This window comes from Thermovenabulum sp. (genome assembly GCF_049723235.1).
Lineage (GTDB): Bacteria > Bacillota > Thermosediminibacteria > Thermosediminibacterales > Thermosediminibacteraceae > Thermovenabulum.
In genome coordinates, this window is sequence record NZ_JBNARB010000002.1 from 1 (window position 1) to 17,009 (window position 17,009).

The following is a 17,009-nucleotide window of genomic DNA, read 5'->3' on the forward strand; positions in this document are numbered from 1 at the left end:
CTCAAAATCTATTTTCATCAATGGTTGTGTTTTACTAAACATGGATGGTTAATAAATTATTTATCTTTCAATTTGTTTATTATTACTACTACAGTTTTTCTTAATGAACTGATTTATAATTTCTTCTCAAAAATCGATTTATAATAATGAAAATTATCATAGAAAGTTTTATATAACTTTTCGTTGTAAATCTGCATAGCCCTTCTTAATATTTTATCTTCGAGCTCAGTTATGTCAATTTTACTAAGTATACTCTTCTTCTTACATTTTACAAGCGAATAAGCACATTGAATCGGTATGTCTTTTGCCCTTTGTTCAATTTGTTTTGACATTGAAAAGGGATTACCAGTTTCATAACCTTGGTATGTATAATAAACCGGGATTACTCCTTTATATATTCCGCTAAGGAAAAATTCATCCACGAGAATTGTATCCTCAGCAACTTTCATTTCTTTAACACCAATATCTTCAAACAACACTATCAATTTCGAATAAATGTCTTTAAGATTCTCTTTATCAAGTAATGTATTTATCAGCGATACTTTTCCACTTAATGAAATTAATTCTAATAAAATGTAATCTATTACATTCGGTAGAAATTTATGGTACCATATTTCTCCTGTAAAATTAAGACCTTTTTTTAAAGCACAAGATACAGCAATAAAGTAATTATCTTCAATGTTTGCCTTATGCAAAGCTAATCGTTTTAGTGATTTGTAAAAAATCGAATCATCTATATCATGAAAAAACACATATTCCCCACTGCATAATTTTACACCTTCATACCGTGCTCTAAATGTCCCAACATTGCTTACTAAATTATGTATAACAACCTTATCTCTCAGGTTGTTATATCTTTCAATTTCATGTTTTAATAACTCATTTGAGTCGTCTACAGAACCGTCATTTACAAATATTACTTCAAAACATGGATATTGAATGTTCGATATATTATTTAATACTTGACCTAAATATTCTTTTCCATTATAAAACGGTATTATTATAGAGACGCTCGGAAGTTTTATTTCCTCTATAATAGCTCCATCTTGTTGAAAGCGTATTTTGTTATCATCATTTACACTTTCAAATAACTGTGCATACTTTGGATCTTTTGTCCCTATTGCAATTAACCATGAGCCTACGGGGCTATAACCCCGAAAATATTTCTGCAAATTATGGCCTATCAAGGTAGTTATCCCTTCTGAGTTAATTCTTTTCATGTATCCTGCTTCCGCAACTACGCCGATAACTTCTTCATACAAAGGAATAATCCCCGCCGATCTAAACAGATCTTTAAATGTGAAAAAATCCCTCTCAAATCTGTATTCCCAAGTATTCTTCTCTTGTGAATAATCTTTTGCTATCTTATATATTACTGAACCACTATACGGCACTCCAATAACAATGTACTTGCCTGCTTCAGCCATTTCTTTTAACATTTTAATAATATGAGGATCATCAAAATGTTCAAGAACCCCCACATTAAATACAATATCGTAATCTTTGAAACCTTATAATGGACCCAAGAGTTTGACACAAAATCAAAAAAATTAAGCTATAATGGAACTATGGAAAAAAGAAAAACTTACAAGCCAGAAGAAAAAGCGAATATTGTTCTTCAGTTGCTAAGGGAGGAGAAAACCATTGCCCAGATGGCCTCGGAAACAGGTATACACCCAACGGTTTTATCCCGATGGAAAGCAGAAGCCATCGAAAACCTTCCCAGCCTTTTCACCAGAGGCGCCAGCGAAGTAGAGAAAATGCGCAGACAATATGAAGCCGAAAAGGAGGAACTAACAAAACAGATCGGCCAGTTGACAATTGAAGTCAATTGGTTGAAAAAAAAATCTGCTGAACTCTACGAGCGCCGAAGAAAGACGTGGAATGCTGGACCGGAATGAAAAAGGCATCACCGTCAAAAAACAGGCTGAACTCCTGGAAGTCAACCGCACCAGCGTATATTACCGTCCGGTCCAAAAGCTTGATCCCGATATAGAAATCATGCATATGATTGATGAAATCTACACCAGGTGGCCCCATTATGGATACCGAAGGATAACAAAAGAACTGCAGAACCGAAATATTCCGATAAACCGTAAACGGGTACTGCGTCTTATGCGGCGCATGGGTATATACGGGATAGCGCCTGGGCCGAATTTGAGCAAACAGAACCACCAGCACCACACATATCCTTATCTGCTGCGTGGAGTAAAGCCGGAACGCCCGGATCATATCTGGGGCATTGACATCACCTATATCAGGATGACAGGCGGATTTATGTACCTTGTGGCGATTATCGACTGGTATTCCCGGTACATAGTGAATTGGGAGCTTTCCTCCACGCTGGAAAAAGGGTTTGTGCTCAGGGCACTGCGAAAAGCACTTGCTTCAAGGAAACCGAAAATCATCAACAGCGATCAAGGGGCTCATTTTACCTGTGGAGACTATATTGATCTTTTAAAAGAACACGAAATTCAAATCAGCATGGACGGGAAGGGCCGTGCCACTGATAACGCCATAACGGAACGTTTTTTCCGCAGCCTCAAATGGGAGAAAATATACTATGAAACTTACACTAAACCAAAAGAAGTCTACCGGGCCGTAAGGACATACATCGAAGAATATAACAATACCAGGCCTCATCAGGCTTTAGGTTACGAAACACCTGCCAGTATTTATTACAGGCTGGTTTCATCGGCAGAAGCCATCTAACCACCGCTTAGGTATGATAAACTGGCGGAGGGCGCCAATGTCAAGGTCGGCCTTCAGCCGGCAAAGCGAAACCTTGACATTGATGCGGCCGGAGCCGGTACAATTCAGCATGGGGTGGTTGCTAAAAAATTACAATTACATGGAGGTGCAGCATAGCTTAAAATTTTTGAAAAAGTGTCTTGACAACGGGGTGCACTACACCTTGCTTTTCTAATTCAAATCCACTTCCTAACTTGAAATCACAACCATGTATATTATATCTTTCAGCTATCATTTTAGCTAGCTTAATAGATTCTTCCTCAATATCTATACCTGTCGTTTTTGCTCCCCACAAAGATAATTCTAATGATGTTAATCCTGTACCGATACCAACTTCTAAGATTTTAGCATCTTTTAAATAGAAAAATCTGCTCAATAACTCTGCAAATTCCGAACGAAGAGTAGTTCCAAATGTTTCGTTAGCTATTTTAACAGGATCAGTCTGTAAATAATTTGACCATATCTTTTTCCAACAACTAATATTACCTGAAACTTGGCTGATATTCTCATCATGATGTTTTACATTCCCAAAATCAGTATTATTTTGCGATATTAACATCTTATTCCTACTAAGTGTATTTTTTAATAACCGTTTTATATTCTCTATATGTTTTTTAAAAGAGCAATTATCCGAAACAAATTTTCTATATTCCTCTGAATTATATTCACTCGAAACAATCATGCTGACTGCCTCATCTATCGTATTAAAAATATATTCCTCTGGATAAATCTCCTTTGCTCCATAAAAATTATGAATTACCGGCTTTATTCCCTTTGCCATTGCCTCAGCTATATTGTATCCAAAGCTCTCATGTATACTCGTCGACAACAAATAATTTTTATCTTCCCACCATTCGTCCATATCATCTACCCAACCGTAGAAAATAATATTATTTTCAAGTCCCATCTCTTTTACCATATATTTTAGATAATATTCATATCTTTTATCCTGAAAATCACCAGCCACATGCAATTTATAGCTTGGATCGATTTCCCGCAGTTTACTAATTATCTGTAGCATCATAGCAGGATTTTTCTTATAATTTATATGTGCAACCCAAGCAATATTATAGCCTGGTTTCCTTTCTTTAAACGTAAATTTATTTAAGTCTATCCCATTGTAAACTATTTCTGTTGAAACACTTCCTGCAACATCTGAAAATTCCTTAAAAAATATTTCTCTTATATGTGGAGCAACAAATATCAGTTTGTCCACATTATCCCATTTAATTTTTTTTGGAAGATCACTTAATACTTCATAGCTATGCAACCTTACAATCACTTTTTTCCCTATAATACCCGAATAATTTGTCCCTATTATTGCAACTTCATTTGCCCACTCAAACCAAATTATATCCGCCAAATCTATTGCCTCATATATCTCTTTATCAGTTTTAACCGTAAATTTTCTTACCCAGTAATCATCAGACAAACCTTCAATTATATCGTTTATAAAATTATCAAGGCCTGCAGCACAAATAAAGGCTAATTTTGTTTTTTTAGTTGTGGTTTGGATCTTTTCTTTTAGTAAATAAAATTTATTTTTTAATTCATTTAATAAATTATCGGGAACATTCTTTAGTGCCAATTCCATATGTCTTAAAGCTTTTTCAAAATTACCCTCAAAAACGTATAAATCAGAAAGTATATCATTTATTTCCCACGAAGTTTGGTCTAAATTGAAATATCTCTCGCCAAATTCTTTGACTTTATTCCAATTTTTCATTTGATAATATATTATTGTGAGATTAAAAAGTGCATCTGGATTATTTGGGTATCTTTTTAACATATTATTCAATGTCCCTATAGCTTTATTTTTTTTGTTTAAATTGTAATAAGACAAAGCAAGAGTTAAATAATCATTTTCACTTTGTAGTTCATTATTTGAAAAGTAATTTATTATCTCCTCAAATTTGCCCGAATCAAATAATTCCTGAAGCATAAAATATCTCCCCTTACAAATAAATATTCTTTACTTTTCCCTTGCCGGGTTACCAATCACAACTTTACAAGATTCCACATCTTTCGTTACAACAGCTCCTGCTCCTACAAAGGCATCTTCATTAATAATTTTCCCGGGCAATATTGTGGCGTTCACTCCTATTCTTGCTTTATCCTTTATTACAGGGCCTTTCATTTTTTGGGCTCTATCGGGCTCCCTCCCGGCTGAGTTGTCGTTGGATGTCGCTACGCAGGGGGCTATGAATACTTCATCTCCTATTTGTGATAATGCGGTTATATAGGCATTTGTTTCTATTTTGCATTTTCTTCCTATTTTGGTTTTGTTCTCTACCGCTACCCCCCTACCTATTATGGTCATTTCTCCTATTTCTACGTCTTCCCTTACTGTGGCTAAGTCCGCTATGAGGCAGTTTTGTCCTATTTTACATCCTGCATATATTACTGTGGATGTTCCTATTAGGGTGTTATCTCCTATCTCGCAGGGAGGTATTTCTTTTTTTTCTTTCTGGAATATGCTGTTTTTTGCCCGCATGGGCTGTTTGCCTATTACAGTATTATCATCTATTCTCACGTTTTTACCTATTTTTGTGCCTTTATATATGGTTACGTTATTTCCTATTGTAGTGTTTTCTCCTATTTCTACATCTTCTTCTATTACAGTAAATTTTCCTATTTTTACGTTTTCACCTATTTTTGCTTTTTCTGAAATGAAGTTCATTTTATCACCTTTTCATTTCAATTGTGGAAAATTCTTTAAAAGGAAGTTCTATTTCTTTTTGTTCTTTTGAGGATTTATATATGCCGAGTATGAGTTCTACAGCTTTTTTGGCTTCTTCTGGATTTATCAGGGGTTCCTTGTTTTCATTTATGGATTCTATCAGGTCTTTATACAAAAAGGTGTGGTAGTTTTGAGGTTTTATTGTTTCATCCTTTATTGTTTCTTCCCCTTCTATATGCCATTTTTCTATTTTTTCTAAGGCTTTTCCTCCTATTACTACTGTGCCTTTTTCTGCTATTACTGTGAGCTTTTCTTCTAAGTTTTCTTTGTATACGGATACGGTGGCTTCTATTTGGCCTAAGGTATTGTCTTCAAATTCAATTATAGCCATTGCTGTATCTTCGGCTTCAATAGGTTTTGAGAAGGTATTTATTTTACCAAATATTTTTTTTGGCTTTTTTGCAAGCCAAAGCATTATATCTATTACATGTATTGCCTGGTTCATCAGTGCTCCGCCGTCATATTGCCAGGTGCCCCTCCAGGGTGAGGTTTTGTAGTAATCGTCGTTTCTGTTCCACCTCATTTGGGCGGTTATGTAGTATATTTTGCCGAGCTTGTTTTGTTCCATTATATTTTTTAAGTTTTGTATATGAGGCATAAATCTTAACTGATGGCAAACGGCTGTTTTTACTTGATATTCTTTAGTAAGGTTTATTATTTCATCGCAGTCTTTTATAGACAAGGCTAAGGGTTTTTCCAAGATAAGGTGTTTTCTTTTTTTTATTGCTTTTTTTGCTATTTCGGGCCTTATACCGCTTGAGGTTGCAATTGTTATTATGTCTATTTCTTCATCCTGTAATAGTTCTTCATAGTTTCTGTATGTTTTTATTGATTCATTTTTCTGGGTTTCTTTTTTGTATAGTTCTTGCAATTGGTTTATTTTTTGTCCATCTATGTCACAGAGTGCTTTTAAGGTTATTGTATCATTGTTTTCTATTATAGCTTTTATGTGTTTTTGGGCTATGTTTCCACAGCCTATTATCGCTATGTTATGTTTTTTCATTTTTTTCACCTTTAGAGTTTATATATTTTGGGGTTTTCTTTCCCCTTATATGCGTTTCTTGTATCGAGGATCAGGTTTGAGGATTTAAGAATCAGTTCATAATCAAAGTTTGTGTGGTCTGTGGTTATTATTACTAAGTCTTTTTGTTTTAAGAGTTCTTCGGTTATTTCTACGGATTTGTAGGTTTTTTCTTTATGTTTGAATTCTTTTATGTAAGGATCGCTCACCTCTATATCGGCTTTGTAGTTTTCAAGTTCTTCTATTATTTTTAATACCGGTGTTTCTCTCATGTCGTCTATGTCTTTTTTGTATGTTATCCCAAGGATTAATATTTTTGAGCCCTTTAGGGGTTTCCCAAAAGAATTCAGTATCTCTGCAGCCCTTTCTACGGTGTATTTTGGCATGTATTCGTTTATTTCACCGGCAAGTTCTATGAATCTTGTGTGGTAGTCGTATTCCCTTGCTTTCCAAAGGAGGTAGTAAGGGTCTACGGGTATGCAGTGGCCTCCTATGCCGGGGCCCGGGTAAAATGCCATGAAACCATAGGGTTTTGTTTTTGCGGCTTCTATTACTTCCCATACGTCTATATTCATTTTCCTGCATAATAGGGCCATTTCGTTGGCAAGGGCTATGTTGACGTGCCTGAATACGTTTTCGTATATTTTTTCCATTTCTGCAATTTTTGGGCTTGAGACTTCGAATACTTCACCTTGTAATACGTTCCTGTAAAGTTCTGCCGCTACTTTTGTGCAGGTTTTTGTTACTCCTCCTACTACTTTTGGGGTGTTTTTGGTGTTGTAGATTTTGTTCCCTGGATCTACCCTTTCGGGAGAATAGGCTAAGAAGAAGTCTTGTCCGCATTTTAGCCCTGTATTTTCAAATAAGGGTTTTAAAAGTTCTTCGGTGGTGCCGGGGTATGTGGTGCTTTCTAATACTATGAGCATTCCTTTTTTTAACCTTTTTGCTATTTCTTTTGCGGTGTTTTCTACATAGGAAAGGTCGGGCTGTTTGTATCTATCTATGGGAGTTGGGACACATATGGTTACTACGTCGAGTTCTTTTATAAAGTCGTAATTGTTTGTGGCTTTCAGCAAGCCTTTTTCTACTACGTTCTTTAATTCGTTGTCCAGTATATCTCCTATGTAGTTTATGCCCTGGTTTACCATCTCTACTTTTTTGTCCTGTACGTCAAAGCCGGTTACGTGAAAGCCTGCTTTTGCTTTTTCTACCGCAAGGGGAAGGCCAACGTAACCGAGGCCTATTACTCCTACTTTTGCTTTTTTTTGTTTTATTTTTTCTATTAGTTCTTCTGCAATTTTGTTTTGTATTTTATCCTGCATTTTCCTACACCCTTTCAAAGAAGGTTTTTACAGCTTCCGTTATGTAATATATTTCTTCTTCTTTTAATTCAGGGTATAAGGGTAAGGATAGGGCTTGTCTTGATGCTTTTTCAGCATTTGGCATGTCGCCCTCTTTATACCCTAAGTCTTTGTATGCTTCCTGAAGGTGTAACGGTAAGGGATAATATATACCCGTAGGTATTCCTTTTTGTTCCAAGTAGTTTTTTAGTTCGTCTCTTTTTGGTGTTAGGATTGTGTATAGGTGAAATACGTGTTTTTTATGGTTTTCGTCATATATTTTGGGCAGTGTTATGGGCAAGTTCTTCAGTTTGTCATTGTATAGTTTTGCTTTTTCTATCCTTTTTTGATTCCATTTATCTATGTATTTTAGTTTTACTTTGAGTATTGCTGCCTGTATTTCGTCGAGCCTGCTGTTATATCCTATCCGGCTGTGGTAGTATTTTTTTGTGCTGCCGTGAACTCTAAGTGTCATTATTTTTTCCGCTATTTCATCATTGTTGGTCACTACAAGACCGCCGTCTCCGTATCCCCCAAGGTTTTTTGTCGGGAAAAAGGAAAAACAGCCTATGTCACCTAAGGTGCCTGCTTTTTTGCCTTTGTATTGGGCTCCTATTGCCTGGCAGGCGTCTTCAATTATGTATAGGTTGTATTTTCTTGCTATTTGTATTATTTCATCCATATTACAGGGACAGCCGAAAATATGAACAGGAATTATTGCTTTTGTGTTTTTTGTTATTTTCTTTTTTATTTGTCTTACATCTATGTTAAGGTTATCGTCAAAGGATATGTCGGCAAAAACGGGCTTTGCGCCTACCCTTGATACGGCTTCTGCCGAGGCAAAGAAGGTATAGGGCGTTGTTATTACTTCATCTCCCGGTCCTATCCCTAAAGCATCAAGGGAAAGGACAAGAGCATCGGTTCCGTTTGCTACACCTATTGCATGTTTTACTCCCAGGTATTCGGCAATCTCTTTTTCAAATTCTTTTTCTTTAGGGCCTAATATGTAATTTCCGCTTTCTAAGACTTCCTCTATTTCTTTTTTTATTTCTTTTTTTATTGTTTGATACTGGGCTTTTAAGTCGAGAAAGGATATGTGCATAAACTACAACTCCTTTTCATCTTCTCTTCATTTTCTTTTCAACCTCTTCAAAGGCTTTAAAGGAAAAATCGAAGGCATTTATGTTTTCTCCTTTTATTTCTTCGTAAAGCTCTGCCCTCAAAATTTTTACTCCTTTCGGGGCGTTTATCCCCAGTTTCACCCTGTCCCCGTCGATTTCGACAACGGTTATTTCCACCTCATCGCCTATCAAAAGTTTTTCTCCCTTTTTCCTTGAAAGGACGAGCATTTTAGTTTTCCTTTTCTTTTTCTTTAAATATTGCTATGGGCTGTTTTATTTGATATTCGGGGTTTTCGGCGATGAGCTGGGCACCCAAGCGTTCAAGAGGGTTTAATACTACCGGGGCTTTCAGGTTTACCGTTGTCCTGTTTACATCGGAAGGGACGGTAAGGATGGATAAAACTACCGCATCCTCGATAGAGTTAAGATTCAGGTTTTTCAAATCGCCTTCAGATATTACTGGGTCGTAGTCAGGAAAAAAGTTCACGGGGTCAATTACGGGAAGGGCAAAGCTTTTTTCTTCCACCGACTGAAGCCATTTTATGATATCGCTTCCGGGATGGTCTATGAGGATAAATCTTTTTAAGTTCTCAAATCCAATGATGCCGTTTTTAAAGTTTATTATCTTTTCTTCTTCGATTTCCATTTCACCGAAAAATTTTGTTTCTATCTTCATTTTGCTTTCCTCCGTTTTAGTTTAGGTCTATGTTTTGATTTATTCCCCGATATACCTTTCCGCACAATTTTTTAGCTCTCTCAATAACCCAACGTAAAAAGACTTTATCTTATTGTAAATCGCCTTAGCTTCCTTTTCATCGTAAATATGAGAGGTCTTATTCCTGTCAATCATCATATCTATCCACGCCTCTCCATCGGATACTAATCCTGCTTTGTAACCTTCCTTAATTGCGCTTCTCGGGCTTTTAACTTCAATTCCTTCATATTCAAGAATATCCTTAAGGAGTTTCCATGCAAGTTCAAAGGTAAACTCAAACCTCTGGATAACTCCATCTATAATTATCTCATTCGAAGGTTCAAAATTTATGCCTTCTTCCAGCCTTTGCAAAGCATTTTTAAAGTCATTAAACCTTTCAATTATCCTTTCTCTCATATATTAAAACCCCATCCTTAATTATATTTTCTTTCAAGGAATCCTTTTTTAACTTCTCAAAATGAACTACATCAAAGGAAAGGGCGGTATCCATCTCGTTTATTTCATCTACGAGCAGGTTAAACTCCCTATCCGAAATATTTTCTGAAAAAACGGCTAAATCCACATCCGATGTTTTTTTAAAATCTCCCCTTGCTCGCGAGCCAAAAAGCAATACTTTTTGAACACCGGGATAGTTATTAAATATTTTTGACAATTCCTTTAATATTTTATCATCAATATGAACTTCTCTGCCCTTAATCTTTATATTTTCTGAAGGCATAAAATTTTACCGTCCTTTATAATAAAAATATTATCGTCTAATATCTATATACTGACCTACTTTTACAGGAGTGATCTTTATATAAGGGGGTTTTTCTAAAAAAGGCTTTACCTCGCCGTATTCGTAGGAAACATCCACAGGAAAGGGGGCTACATCCACCTTTACATAGCCTTCCTTTAAATTTGTATCCACCCTGCCTTCGGAAAAGAAAATTTCAGGCGGGGATTTGGGGATTAAATCTACATTGTAGTCCTTTTCGGGGAAGGCGCTTTCTTCCGCCAAGTTCGAAATGGAAATGCCTTTTTCTATCGCCCCGAGTTCGTCACCCTCTCTTACTATTTTTTCCACCGCCTGCCAGGTTAAATCCTGGGCCCCATAAAACCACTGCCTTGAAAGGGTGGGCATGTCGGCGAGGCCTATTTCGGAAAAGGGGGCTTTAAAATCTATTTTTTCAAGTTTCGGGTATTCTATATTTAATTGAAGCTCGGGCTGGCTTTTTTTCAAATCAAAACCGCCGGTGATGTCACCTTTTATATTCATATTACCTTTTTTGTAATTTATCCCGAGCTCACCAAAGGAAAAACGGATATCAAGGGTATAAATTTGCATTCTTTTCACCTTCCAGAAAAACTAGAAAGCAAATAATATTATTGGTAAATAGTGAAAACCTCTCGGCAATAAAAGACATACAAAATATACATATAACATAGATAAGCTAAACATATAAACTTAGGAAAAATAATCGCATCTTAAATATTTAGTATATTAGCAATATGAAGAAGATATTTTTACTAAGAAGTTAAACAATAAAAAACATATGGAATTATCACACAGTCTTTATCATAATTGTGATTTACTAAACTAATGGTAATTATAAAAATCGGCCTAAATTCAGGCCGAAAAAATCTATCTCAAAAAGTCCACAAGGCTTGGCTGGATTACCCTTGCTCCCACGGCTAAGGATGCCCTGTAAACGTTTTCTTCCATTTTTAAGTCCATTATTACCTGTGCAATATCCACATCTTCGGTTTTTGAAAGAAGCGCAGTATAATCTATCCTGTTATTTTCTATCCTCGTTTTTGTAGCTTCTAAGCGGTTTATCTTTGCACCCACCTGGGAGCGGAATTTTAAAAGGGTGTTTATGGAATTATCCAAATCCGAAAGCTTTGATGAAAGGATTTGAGGATTATCATTTTTTAACGCATCCTCTATTTCTTCCACTACCTTAAAAATCTCACCGAATACCTCATCGCCGTAAAGGCTAACGTCCATGGTGTTTAACCTGCCGAGGTTGTACCTCGCAGTATCGTTAGTAAGTTTTACTACGACGGTTCCGTTTCCCAATATGGGGAAATTTTTTAAATCGAGGACAAAATCCTTTGAAGAATCAGGGACGCCGTCTATTCTTTGATCATCCGCATCTACGGTAATACCCGTTTTTTGGGCTACTATGTTATTGTCTTTATCTCTGATAACAATATCTGCCGTTTTTGCAACAGAATCAAAATTGGAAACTTCTAAGCTATATTCTCCCGTAGTTACTCCGCTTCCGATTTTGTTTAAATTAATCGAAGAGGCGTTAAGTTTCGTTCCAGTATCTGATATAATATCCGCTCTTGTAGGTTTAATAAAAGAAGGATTTGCTACAATCTTCCCGTTTACATCATAAGCAAAAGGAGGAGCATCGGTGAAAAATCCTCCGAAAAGGTATCTATTGTTATAAGAGGAGTTGGCCTCCTGAAAAATCTGCTCTTTTAACTGGGTTATTTCGTCTAAAATGGCTTTTCTGTCGCTTTCCGTTAGGGTGTCGTTTGAGCCGTATACCACAAGCTCCCTTATCCTTTGAAGAATTTCGCCTGTGTTTTGAAGTGCCGTTTCGGTGTTTTGAAGCCATGTCACAGCATCGTCCACGTTTTTCGCATACTGGTCTATGGAAAGAAGGGTGTTCCTCAGCCTCATGGCAAAAACAGCAGAAACAGGGTCATCGGATGGAAGCCTGACCCTCTTGCCTGAAGAAAGCTGGTCCTCCTTCTCTCCGAGCCTTTTTAAGTTGTAGGAAAGGTTTCTCATAAAGGCTTCAGTAAGCATTCCCTGTGTTACACGCATTTTTTATCCCTACCTTCCCACAAGCCCCATACGGCTTACTATGGTTTCTATCATCTCATCCATTGCAGTTATCATCCTTGCAGCTGCATTGTAGGCATGCTGGTACATTATCATCTTTGCCATTTCTTCATCTATGGAAACGGAGGAAATCTCCTTTCTCCTCTCATCCAGCTGGCTCACCATATATTCCTGGGCTTGTGCCATCCTTTTTGCCTGCTGGGAATCTATGCCTATCCTTGAAATAAGTGCACTGTAAAAGTCGTCTAAGCTTCCGTTCAGCTCGTTTAAATACTTCTGCCTTAAATCCGCAAGCTTTAAGGCATTGCGGTTGTCCCCGGGAATGCCGGTGGAGGTTTCGGCAGCCGCTATCTTTTTTAAATCTCGGGTAATTTCAGTGTTTACAAATAAAAGGTCTCCCGAATCCTGGGGATTATACTCAAAAAATTCTACACCCGGGTTTCCGTATAAATCATATCCGCTTTTATGTATTTCGTTGAATTTTTCAGCAAATTTTTCGGTAAAGGTTTGTAAATCGTTTAAATATGCCCATACCTTGTTGTCCCTTAATTCGATAAGCCCAACAAGCTCGCCTTTTTTGGAATTTACATCTATATTAAAGCCTACCCATTTGGGTAGTGCTTTTAAATTCGTCTGGTCAAAGCTTATAGTATTGTAATCGGTGCCTTTGACAAGTATTGCCCCACCTACGTTTACCGAAAAGAGCCCGTTTTGGTCTTCGTAGGTTTCTATGTCGACAATTTTTGAAAGCTGGTCCAAAAGAAGATCCCTTTTATCGCGAAGGTCCGCAGCAGTTGTGCCGCTGAGCTCCATATGCCTTATTTCCCCGTTTAAAGAGGCAATCTGCTTTGCAAGGCTGTTTATCTCGTCCACCTTTACCGCTATCCTGAAGTTTACGTCACCTAAAATCTCGTTTAACTGCCTGGAGGTGTGGTTTATGGTGTCCGCGAGGGTTATAGCCCTCTCCTTTACGGTTTCCCTTATCTCGATAGCCTCGGGGTTTTTCGAAAGCTCTTCCAAAGCCTGCCAGAACTTTGTAAGAACAGAAGAAATTCCTATATCCGAAGGTTCGGAAAATACCGCTTCCACCTGTTTTAAGATATCCGTCTGAACGCTCCACTGGCCCAGGGACGAGTTTTCATCCCTGTACTGCCGGTCGGTGAAGCTGTCTCTTATTCTCGTAATATCACCAATAGTTACACCGGTGCCTATCTGCACCGCACCCGCACCGGTAAAAAGCCCTGCAAAAGGTTTTGTATAGGTGGACTCCAAAACCACCCTCTGCCTTGAATACCCTTCGGTGTTGGCATTTGCTACGTTGTGGGCTACGTTTTCCTGAGCCTTCTGGCTTGCAAAAAGGGCCTTTTTAGCTATTTCTATCCCGAAAAATCCGGAGTACATCGGATCCTCTCCTCACAATTTTTTATCAATAATCCTCATGCCTTCCTTTTCCGAAACCTTTCCATCCGCTCCGTATCCCGCTCTAAATTTTCCCGCATCTACGAGAAGTTCGATGGAATTGTTTATAAATTCCAATGCGCTTTTTATTAGCCTTTCGTTTAAACGGTTTTTTTCGTCCAAATTTTGAAGGGTGCTCCTTAATTTGCCGGTTACTTCGTCCATTTCTTTTTTTATTTCTTCCGGAAAAAGGTTGATCATATAGGAAGAATTCACCTTATCCTCATTTAAATTAAAATGAGAAGAAAAGTCTTTTATAAATTCTTGCCTTTCCTCCTCCAATTTTCCGAGTTTCACAATCATTTCCTGTTCTATTGCTGTTATTTCTTCTAAATGCTTTATATCGTTTTTCACCAGAATGTCCGTTTTTTTCTGTGCTATTTCCAAAAGTTCTTCGTAAATGGAAAGCTGCTCTTTTAGATTTTTCAAAAGAACCCCGAAATCCACATCTTTTAACTCCATAAAAAAGCGCCCCCATTTTCTGTTATATTCTTTCATTTAAAAGGTCTTTGATCACCTTCTCGGCAATTTTTTCCGCATTTACCGTGTAGAGCCCTTTTTCTAATTTTTCCTTAATCTCCCTCACCCTGTCTTCCCTCACATCATTTGCTTTTTTGGCTATTTCAAGGGCTTTCAAAAATTCCTTGCCTTCTGAAGAAAGAACAAGTTCATCTTTTTTTAAGTTAACTTCCTTTTTATCCTCGGGCTTTACATTTTCCTTTCTGGAGTAGGTCTCATATATCTTAAAAATTCCCGGAAAACCGCTTTTCTGGATATTCATGCATACCGCTCCTTATATTTTTTCTATTTATTTTATCGAAGAATTCTATAGTCGGGGTGAGGGTTAAAAAAACGCTTCTGGGGGCAAAATTCGCATTTTGGGCTTATTTTCTTTTAATTTCTCCTTATATTTTCTAATTTTCATCCCTTCTGTACCTGGTAATATGTATTTTCCCCTTCATATCACCTTTTTTTTCTAAGGGATTATCTTTGGAAAGTCCAAATCCTTTTTTCATTTCCTCCACACATTTATCGCAGTACCTTCCCGTAAGTATCGGTTCCCCGCACCTTTCACATTTTAAATGTATGTTGATGTTGTTCTTCTTTAATATAAGTCTTCCTTCCTTCAAAAATTCCAGAATTTTTTTTACGGGCACTTCGGTCTTTTCGGATATTTCATCCATCGTGGCTGCCGGAACTTCGTAAAGGTAGTCCCTCACCTTTTTAAAATCCTCTTCTTCTTTTGCAGCACATTCGGGACAAAGATTTCTTGTGGTGTACAAAAAAACCTTCCCGCATACAGGACAATTTCTTAGTTCCAAAATAAAACCCCCTTTACCCTCTCGCTAAGGTTATTACGTATACTTTTTTTGCCCCTCCTGAAAGAAGGGCTTTTGCACACTCATCGGCTGTATTCCCGGTAGTATAGACATCGTCCACCAAAAGTACGTTTTTGCCTCCTACCGGAGAGCCTATCTTAATCTTAAAGGCATCCTTTACATTTTCATCCCTTTTCTCCCTCGGCAGGGCAGTCTGGTGCTCGGTATTTCTTGTTCTTATTAATGCATCCCTTACCTCTTTTTTTGTCCTTTCCCCCAGCTCCTTTGCAAGAAGCAGGGATTGGTTGAATCCCCTTTTTTCTTCCCGCTTTTTATGGAGGGGCACCGGAACGATGACCTCTATATCCTCAAATCCGTATCTTTCATACGCCTCGAACAATTTTTCACCAAAAAAGGTAGAAAGCCTTCTTTCTCCATTGTATTTAAACTCATGAATCAGCCCTTTTAGCACCCCTTCGTATACCCCGTAAGCCCTGGCCTTCTCAAAATAATGTTTTTTCCTTCTGCAATCATAGCAGTATGTGGATAAATCTTTATATAGGGGTTTTCCGCATTTTTCGCAAAAGGGAGGGGATATCATTTCTAACCCTGAAAGGCATTCCCCGCAAACGGGCATGCCGTTTTCGATTTTTTTACCGCAAAAGGTGCAGTTTGTTTTAACAGGGTACAGGGCATTTAAAAATGATTCTGCGATTTTTTTCAGAAAATCTACCATAATATTTTTCCCTCGTATCTTGTTAGCCTTATATTTCATATTTTAATATTATGAAAAAACTTCTTAAAGAGGTATTTTTATGAATAAAGAAAAAGATTTCGAAAAAATGAAAGAGCTTTTTGGCACCGAAATTTTGGGGAAATTAGCCTCCTCGGGTGCTAATAATCCCTGCTTGATAATTCCGATAATTACCTTTTTGATTAGCAAAAAAATACCCTTTACATTAACTTTTACCCCCGAAACTCGAAACAATTTTGGAAAGGTGGTATTAAACATAACCTTAAGCCAGAAGTTTAGCTTTTCTTTCACCTGGACTTTTGATTAAAAACCCCGGAGGATTAATACTCCGGGGCTATCAAACCGTAATCGCCATCTTTTCTTCTGTAAACCACGTTTATTTCTTCCGTTTCGGCATTGTTAAATACGAAAAAGTTGTGTCCTAAAAGGTCCATCTGCAGGATAGCCTCATCAACGCTCATAGGCTTTACCGGAAATCTTTTTATTTTTACCACCTTGAATTTTTCTTCTTCCTCTTTTCCCATATCCCTGTTTATATCCTCAAGGACAGTAGCTTCCCTGGGGATATTTTTCCTTAACGACCTTACCAGCTTTGTCTTGTATTTTTCAATTTGTTTATCCAACTTATCGGCTACAAGGTCAATAGCCGCATACATGTCTTTGTTTTCCTCTTCTCCCCTTAAAAGTAAATCCCCTGTGGAAAGGGTTACCTCCACAATGTGCCTTCCGTTTTCCACATGCATTTTGACCTTAGCCTCTATGCTGTCGTTGTTCAGGTAATTGAAGTGCCGCGAAAGTTTTCCGATCTTTTTTTCCGCATAGTCCCTCAAGGCAGGAGTAACCTCAAAATTACTGACTCCGCTTACGGAAATTCTCATAAACTTCACCCTTTCTGGGAGATTTTGTTGGTTTTTGTAAAATTTTCTGTAATTTCATTATAGCATATAC

20 protein-coding genes are annotated in these 17,009 nt (G+C 37.3%); 2 read left to right on the plus strand and 18 right to left on the minus strand.

The features are described from left to right. Window positions 1-113: 113 nt before the first annotated feature. On the minus strand, window positions 114-1,481 hold the full coding sequence (locus ACPLOV_RS01120) for a glycosyltransferase family 2 protein (protein WP_424910350.1): 1,368 nt from the start codon (window positions 1,479-1,481) through the stop codon (window positions 114-116). An 87-nt stretch (window positions 1,482-1,568) separates the two neighbouring features. On the opposite strand from ACPLOV_RS01120, the gene ACPLOV_RS01125 reads away from it, so the two are divergent. After that, window positions 1,569-2,712 (plus strand): IS3 family transposase gene (locus ACPLOV_RS01125; RefSeq protein WP_424910351.1). Its coding sequence is split into 2 segments (ribosomal slippage): window positions 1,569-1,847 and window positions 1,849-2,712, totalling 1,143 coding nucleotides; the frame shifts between segments, so codons are not numbered across the junction. A 157-nt stretch (window positions 2,713-2,869) separates the two neighbouring features. Here the strand turns inward: ACPLOV_RS01125 and ACPLOV_RS01130 are convergent. From ACPLOV_RS01130 to ACPLOV_RS01205, 16 genes are all read right to left on the minus strand, one after another. Next, window positions 2,870-4,693, minus strand: coding sequence for a glycosyltransferase (locus ACPLOV_RS01130; RefSeq protein ID WP_424910352.1), 1,824 nt, complete (start codon window positions 4,691-4,693; stop codon window positions 2,870-2,872). A gap of 30 nt (window positions 4,694-4,723) precedes the next feature. Then, window positions 4,724-5,431 carry a DapH/DapD/GlmU-related protein gene (locus ACPLOV_RS01135; protein WP_424910353.1) on the minus strand — a complete coding sequence of 236 codons (708 nt, stop codon included), beginning with the start codon at window positions 5,429-5,431 and terminating at the stop codon, window positions 4,724-4,726. 4 nt (window positions 5,432-5,435) lie between these two features. Further along, window positions 5,436-6,494 (minus strand): Gfo/Idh/MocA family protein, encoded by a 1,059-nt coding sequence (locus tag ACPLOV_RS01140; protein WP_424910354.1) that lies wholly within the window; start codon window positions 6,492-6,494, stop codon window positions 5,436-5,438. Between the two features lie 11 nt (window positions 6,495-6,505). After that, complete coding sequence (locus ACPLOV_RS01145; protein ID WP_424910355.1) at window positions 6,506-7,834, minus strand: nucleotide sugar dehydrogenase; 1,329 nt, start codon at window positions 7,832-7,834, stop codon at window positions 6,506-6,508. A 4-nt stretch (window positions 7,835-7,838) separates the two neighbouring features. Continuing rightward, the gene (locus ACPLOV_RS01150; RefSeq protein WP_424910356.1) at window positions 7,839-8,954 is read right to left on the minus strand and encodes a DegT/DnrJ/EryC1/StrS family aminotransferase; all 1,116 of its coding nucleotides are present in this window, start codon (window positions 8,952-8,954) and stop codon (window positions 7,839-7,841) included. A gap of 16 nt (window positions 8,955-8,970) precedes the next feature. After that, window positions 8,971-9,201 carry a carbon storage regulator CsrA gene (gene csrA / locus ACPLOV_RS01155; protein WP_424909933.1) on the minus strand — a complete coding sequence of 77 codons (231 nt, stop codon included), beginning with the start codon at window positions 9,199-9,201 and terminating at the stop codon, window positions 8,971-8,973. 1 nt (window position 9,202) lies between these two features. Next, window positions 9,203-9,649 (minus strand): flagellar assembly protein FliW, encoded by a 447-nt coding sequence (gene fliW / locus ACPLOV_RS01160; protein ID WP_424910357.1) that lies wholly within the window; start codon window positions 9,647-9,649, stop codon window positions 9,203-9,205. A gap of 39 nt (window positions 9,650-9,688) precedes the next feature. Beyond that, window positions 9,689-10,084, minus strand: a complete 396-nt coding sequence (locus ACPLOV_RS01165) for a nucleotidyltransferase substrate binding protein (protein ID WP_424910358.1) — start codon at window positions 10,082-10,084, stop codon at window positions 9,689-9,691. Beyond that, window positions 10,065-10,406, minus strand: a complete 342-nt coding sequence (locus tag ACPLOV_RS01170) for a nucleotidyltransferase domain-containing protein (protein WP_424910359.1) — start codon at window positions 10,404-10,406, stop codon at window positions 10,065-10,067. Before ACPLOV_RS01170 ends, ACPLOV_RS01165 begins: the two co-directional genes overlap by 20 nt. A 30-nt stretch (window positions 10,407-10,436) precedes the next feature. Further along, window positions 10,437-11,015, minus strand: a complete 579-nt coding sequence (locus tag ACPLOV_RS01175; protein ID WP_424910360.1) for a DUF6470 family protein — start codon at window positions 11,013-11,015, stop codon at window positions 10,437-10,439. A 297-nt stretch (window positions 11,016-11,312) separates the two neighbouring features. Then, window positions 11,313-12,512 carry a flagellar hook-associated protein FlgL gene (gene flgL, locus ACPLOV_RS01180; RefSeq protein WP_424910361.1) on the minus strand — a complete coding sequence of 400 codons (1,200 nt, stop codon included), beginning with the start codon at window positions 12,510-12,512 and terminating at the stop codon, window positions 11,313-11,315. Between the two features lie 9 nt (window positions 12,513-12,521). Beyond that, complete coding sequence (flgK, locus tag ACPLOV_RS01185) at window positions 12,522-13,931, minus strand: flagellar hook-associated protein FlgK (protein ID WP_424910362.1); 1,410 nt, start codon at window positions 13,929-13,931, stop codon at window positions 12,522-12,524. Between the two features lie 12 nt (window positions 13,932-13,943). Further along, window positions 13,944-14,450: a flagellar protein FlgN gene (locus ACPLOV_RS01190; protein WP_424910363.1), complete on the minus strand. Its 507-nt coding sequence runs from the start codon at window positions 14,448-14,450 to the stop codon at window positions 13,944-13,946. Between the two features lie 22 nt (window positions 14,451-14,472). Further along, complete coding sequence (flgM, locus tag ACPLOV_RS01195; protein ID WP_424910364.1) at window positions 14,473-14,769, minus strand: flagellar biosynthesis anti-sigma factor FlgM; 297 nt, start codon at window positions 14,767-14,769, stop codon at window positions 14,473-14,475. A 133-nt stretch (window positions 14,770-14,902) separates the two neighbouring features. Continuing rightward, entirely contained in the window at window positions 14,903-15,310 is a 408-nt protein-coding gene (locus ACPLOV_RS01200; RefSeq protein WP_424910365.1) for a TIGR03826 family flagellar region protein, read from the minus strand. A gap of 13 nt (window positions 15,311-15,323) precedes the next feature. Further along, window positions 15,324-16,043: a ComF family protein gene (locus ACPLOV_RS01205; protein WP_424910366.1), complete on the minus strand. Its 720-nt coding sequence runs from the start codon at window positions 16,041-16,043 to the stop codon at window positions 15,324-15,326. Window positions 16,044-16,122: 79 nt separating this feature from the next. On the opposite strand from ACPLOV_RS01205, the gene ACPLOV_RS01210 reads away from it, so the two are divergent. Next, entirely contained in the window at window positions 16,123-16,368 is a 246-nt protein-coding gene (locus tag ACPLOV_RS01210) for a hypothetical protein (protein ID WP_424910367.1), read from the plus strand. 13 nt (window positions 16,369-16,381) lie between these two features. Here the strand turns inward: ACPLOV_RS01210 and hpf are convergent, their stop codons facing one another. Then, complete coding sequence (gene hpf / locus ACPLOV_RS01215; RefSeq protein ID WP_424910368.1) at window positions 16,382-16,939, minus strand: ribosome hibernation-promoting factor, HPF/YfiA family; 558 nt, start codon at window positions 16,937-16,939, stop codon at window positions 16,382-16,384. Window positions 16,940-17,009: the final 70 nt, after the last annotated feature.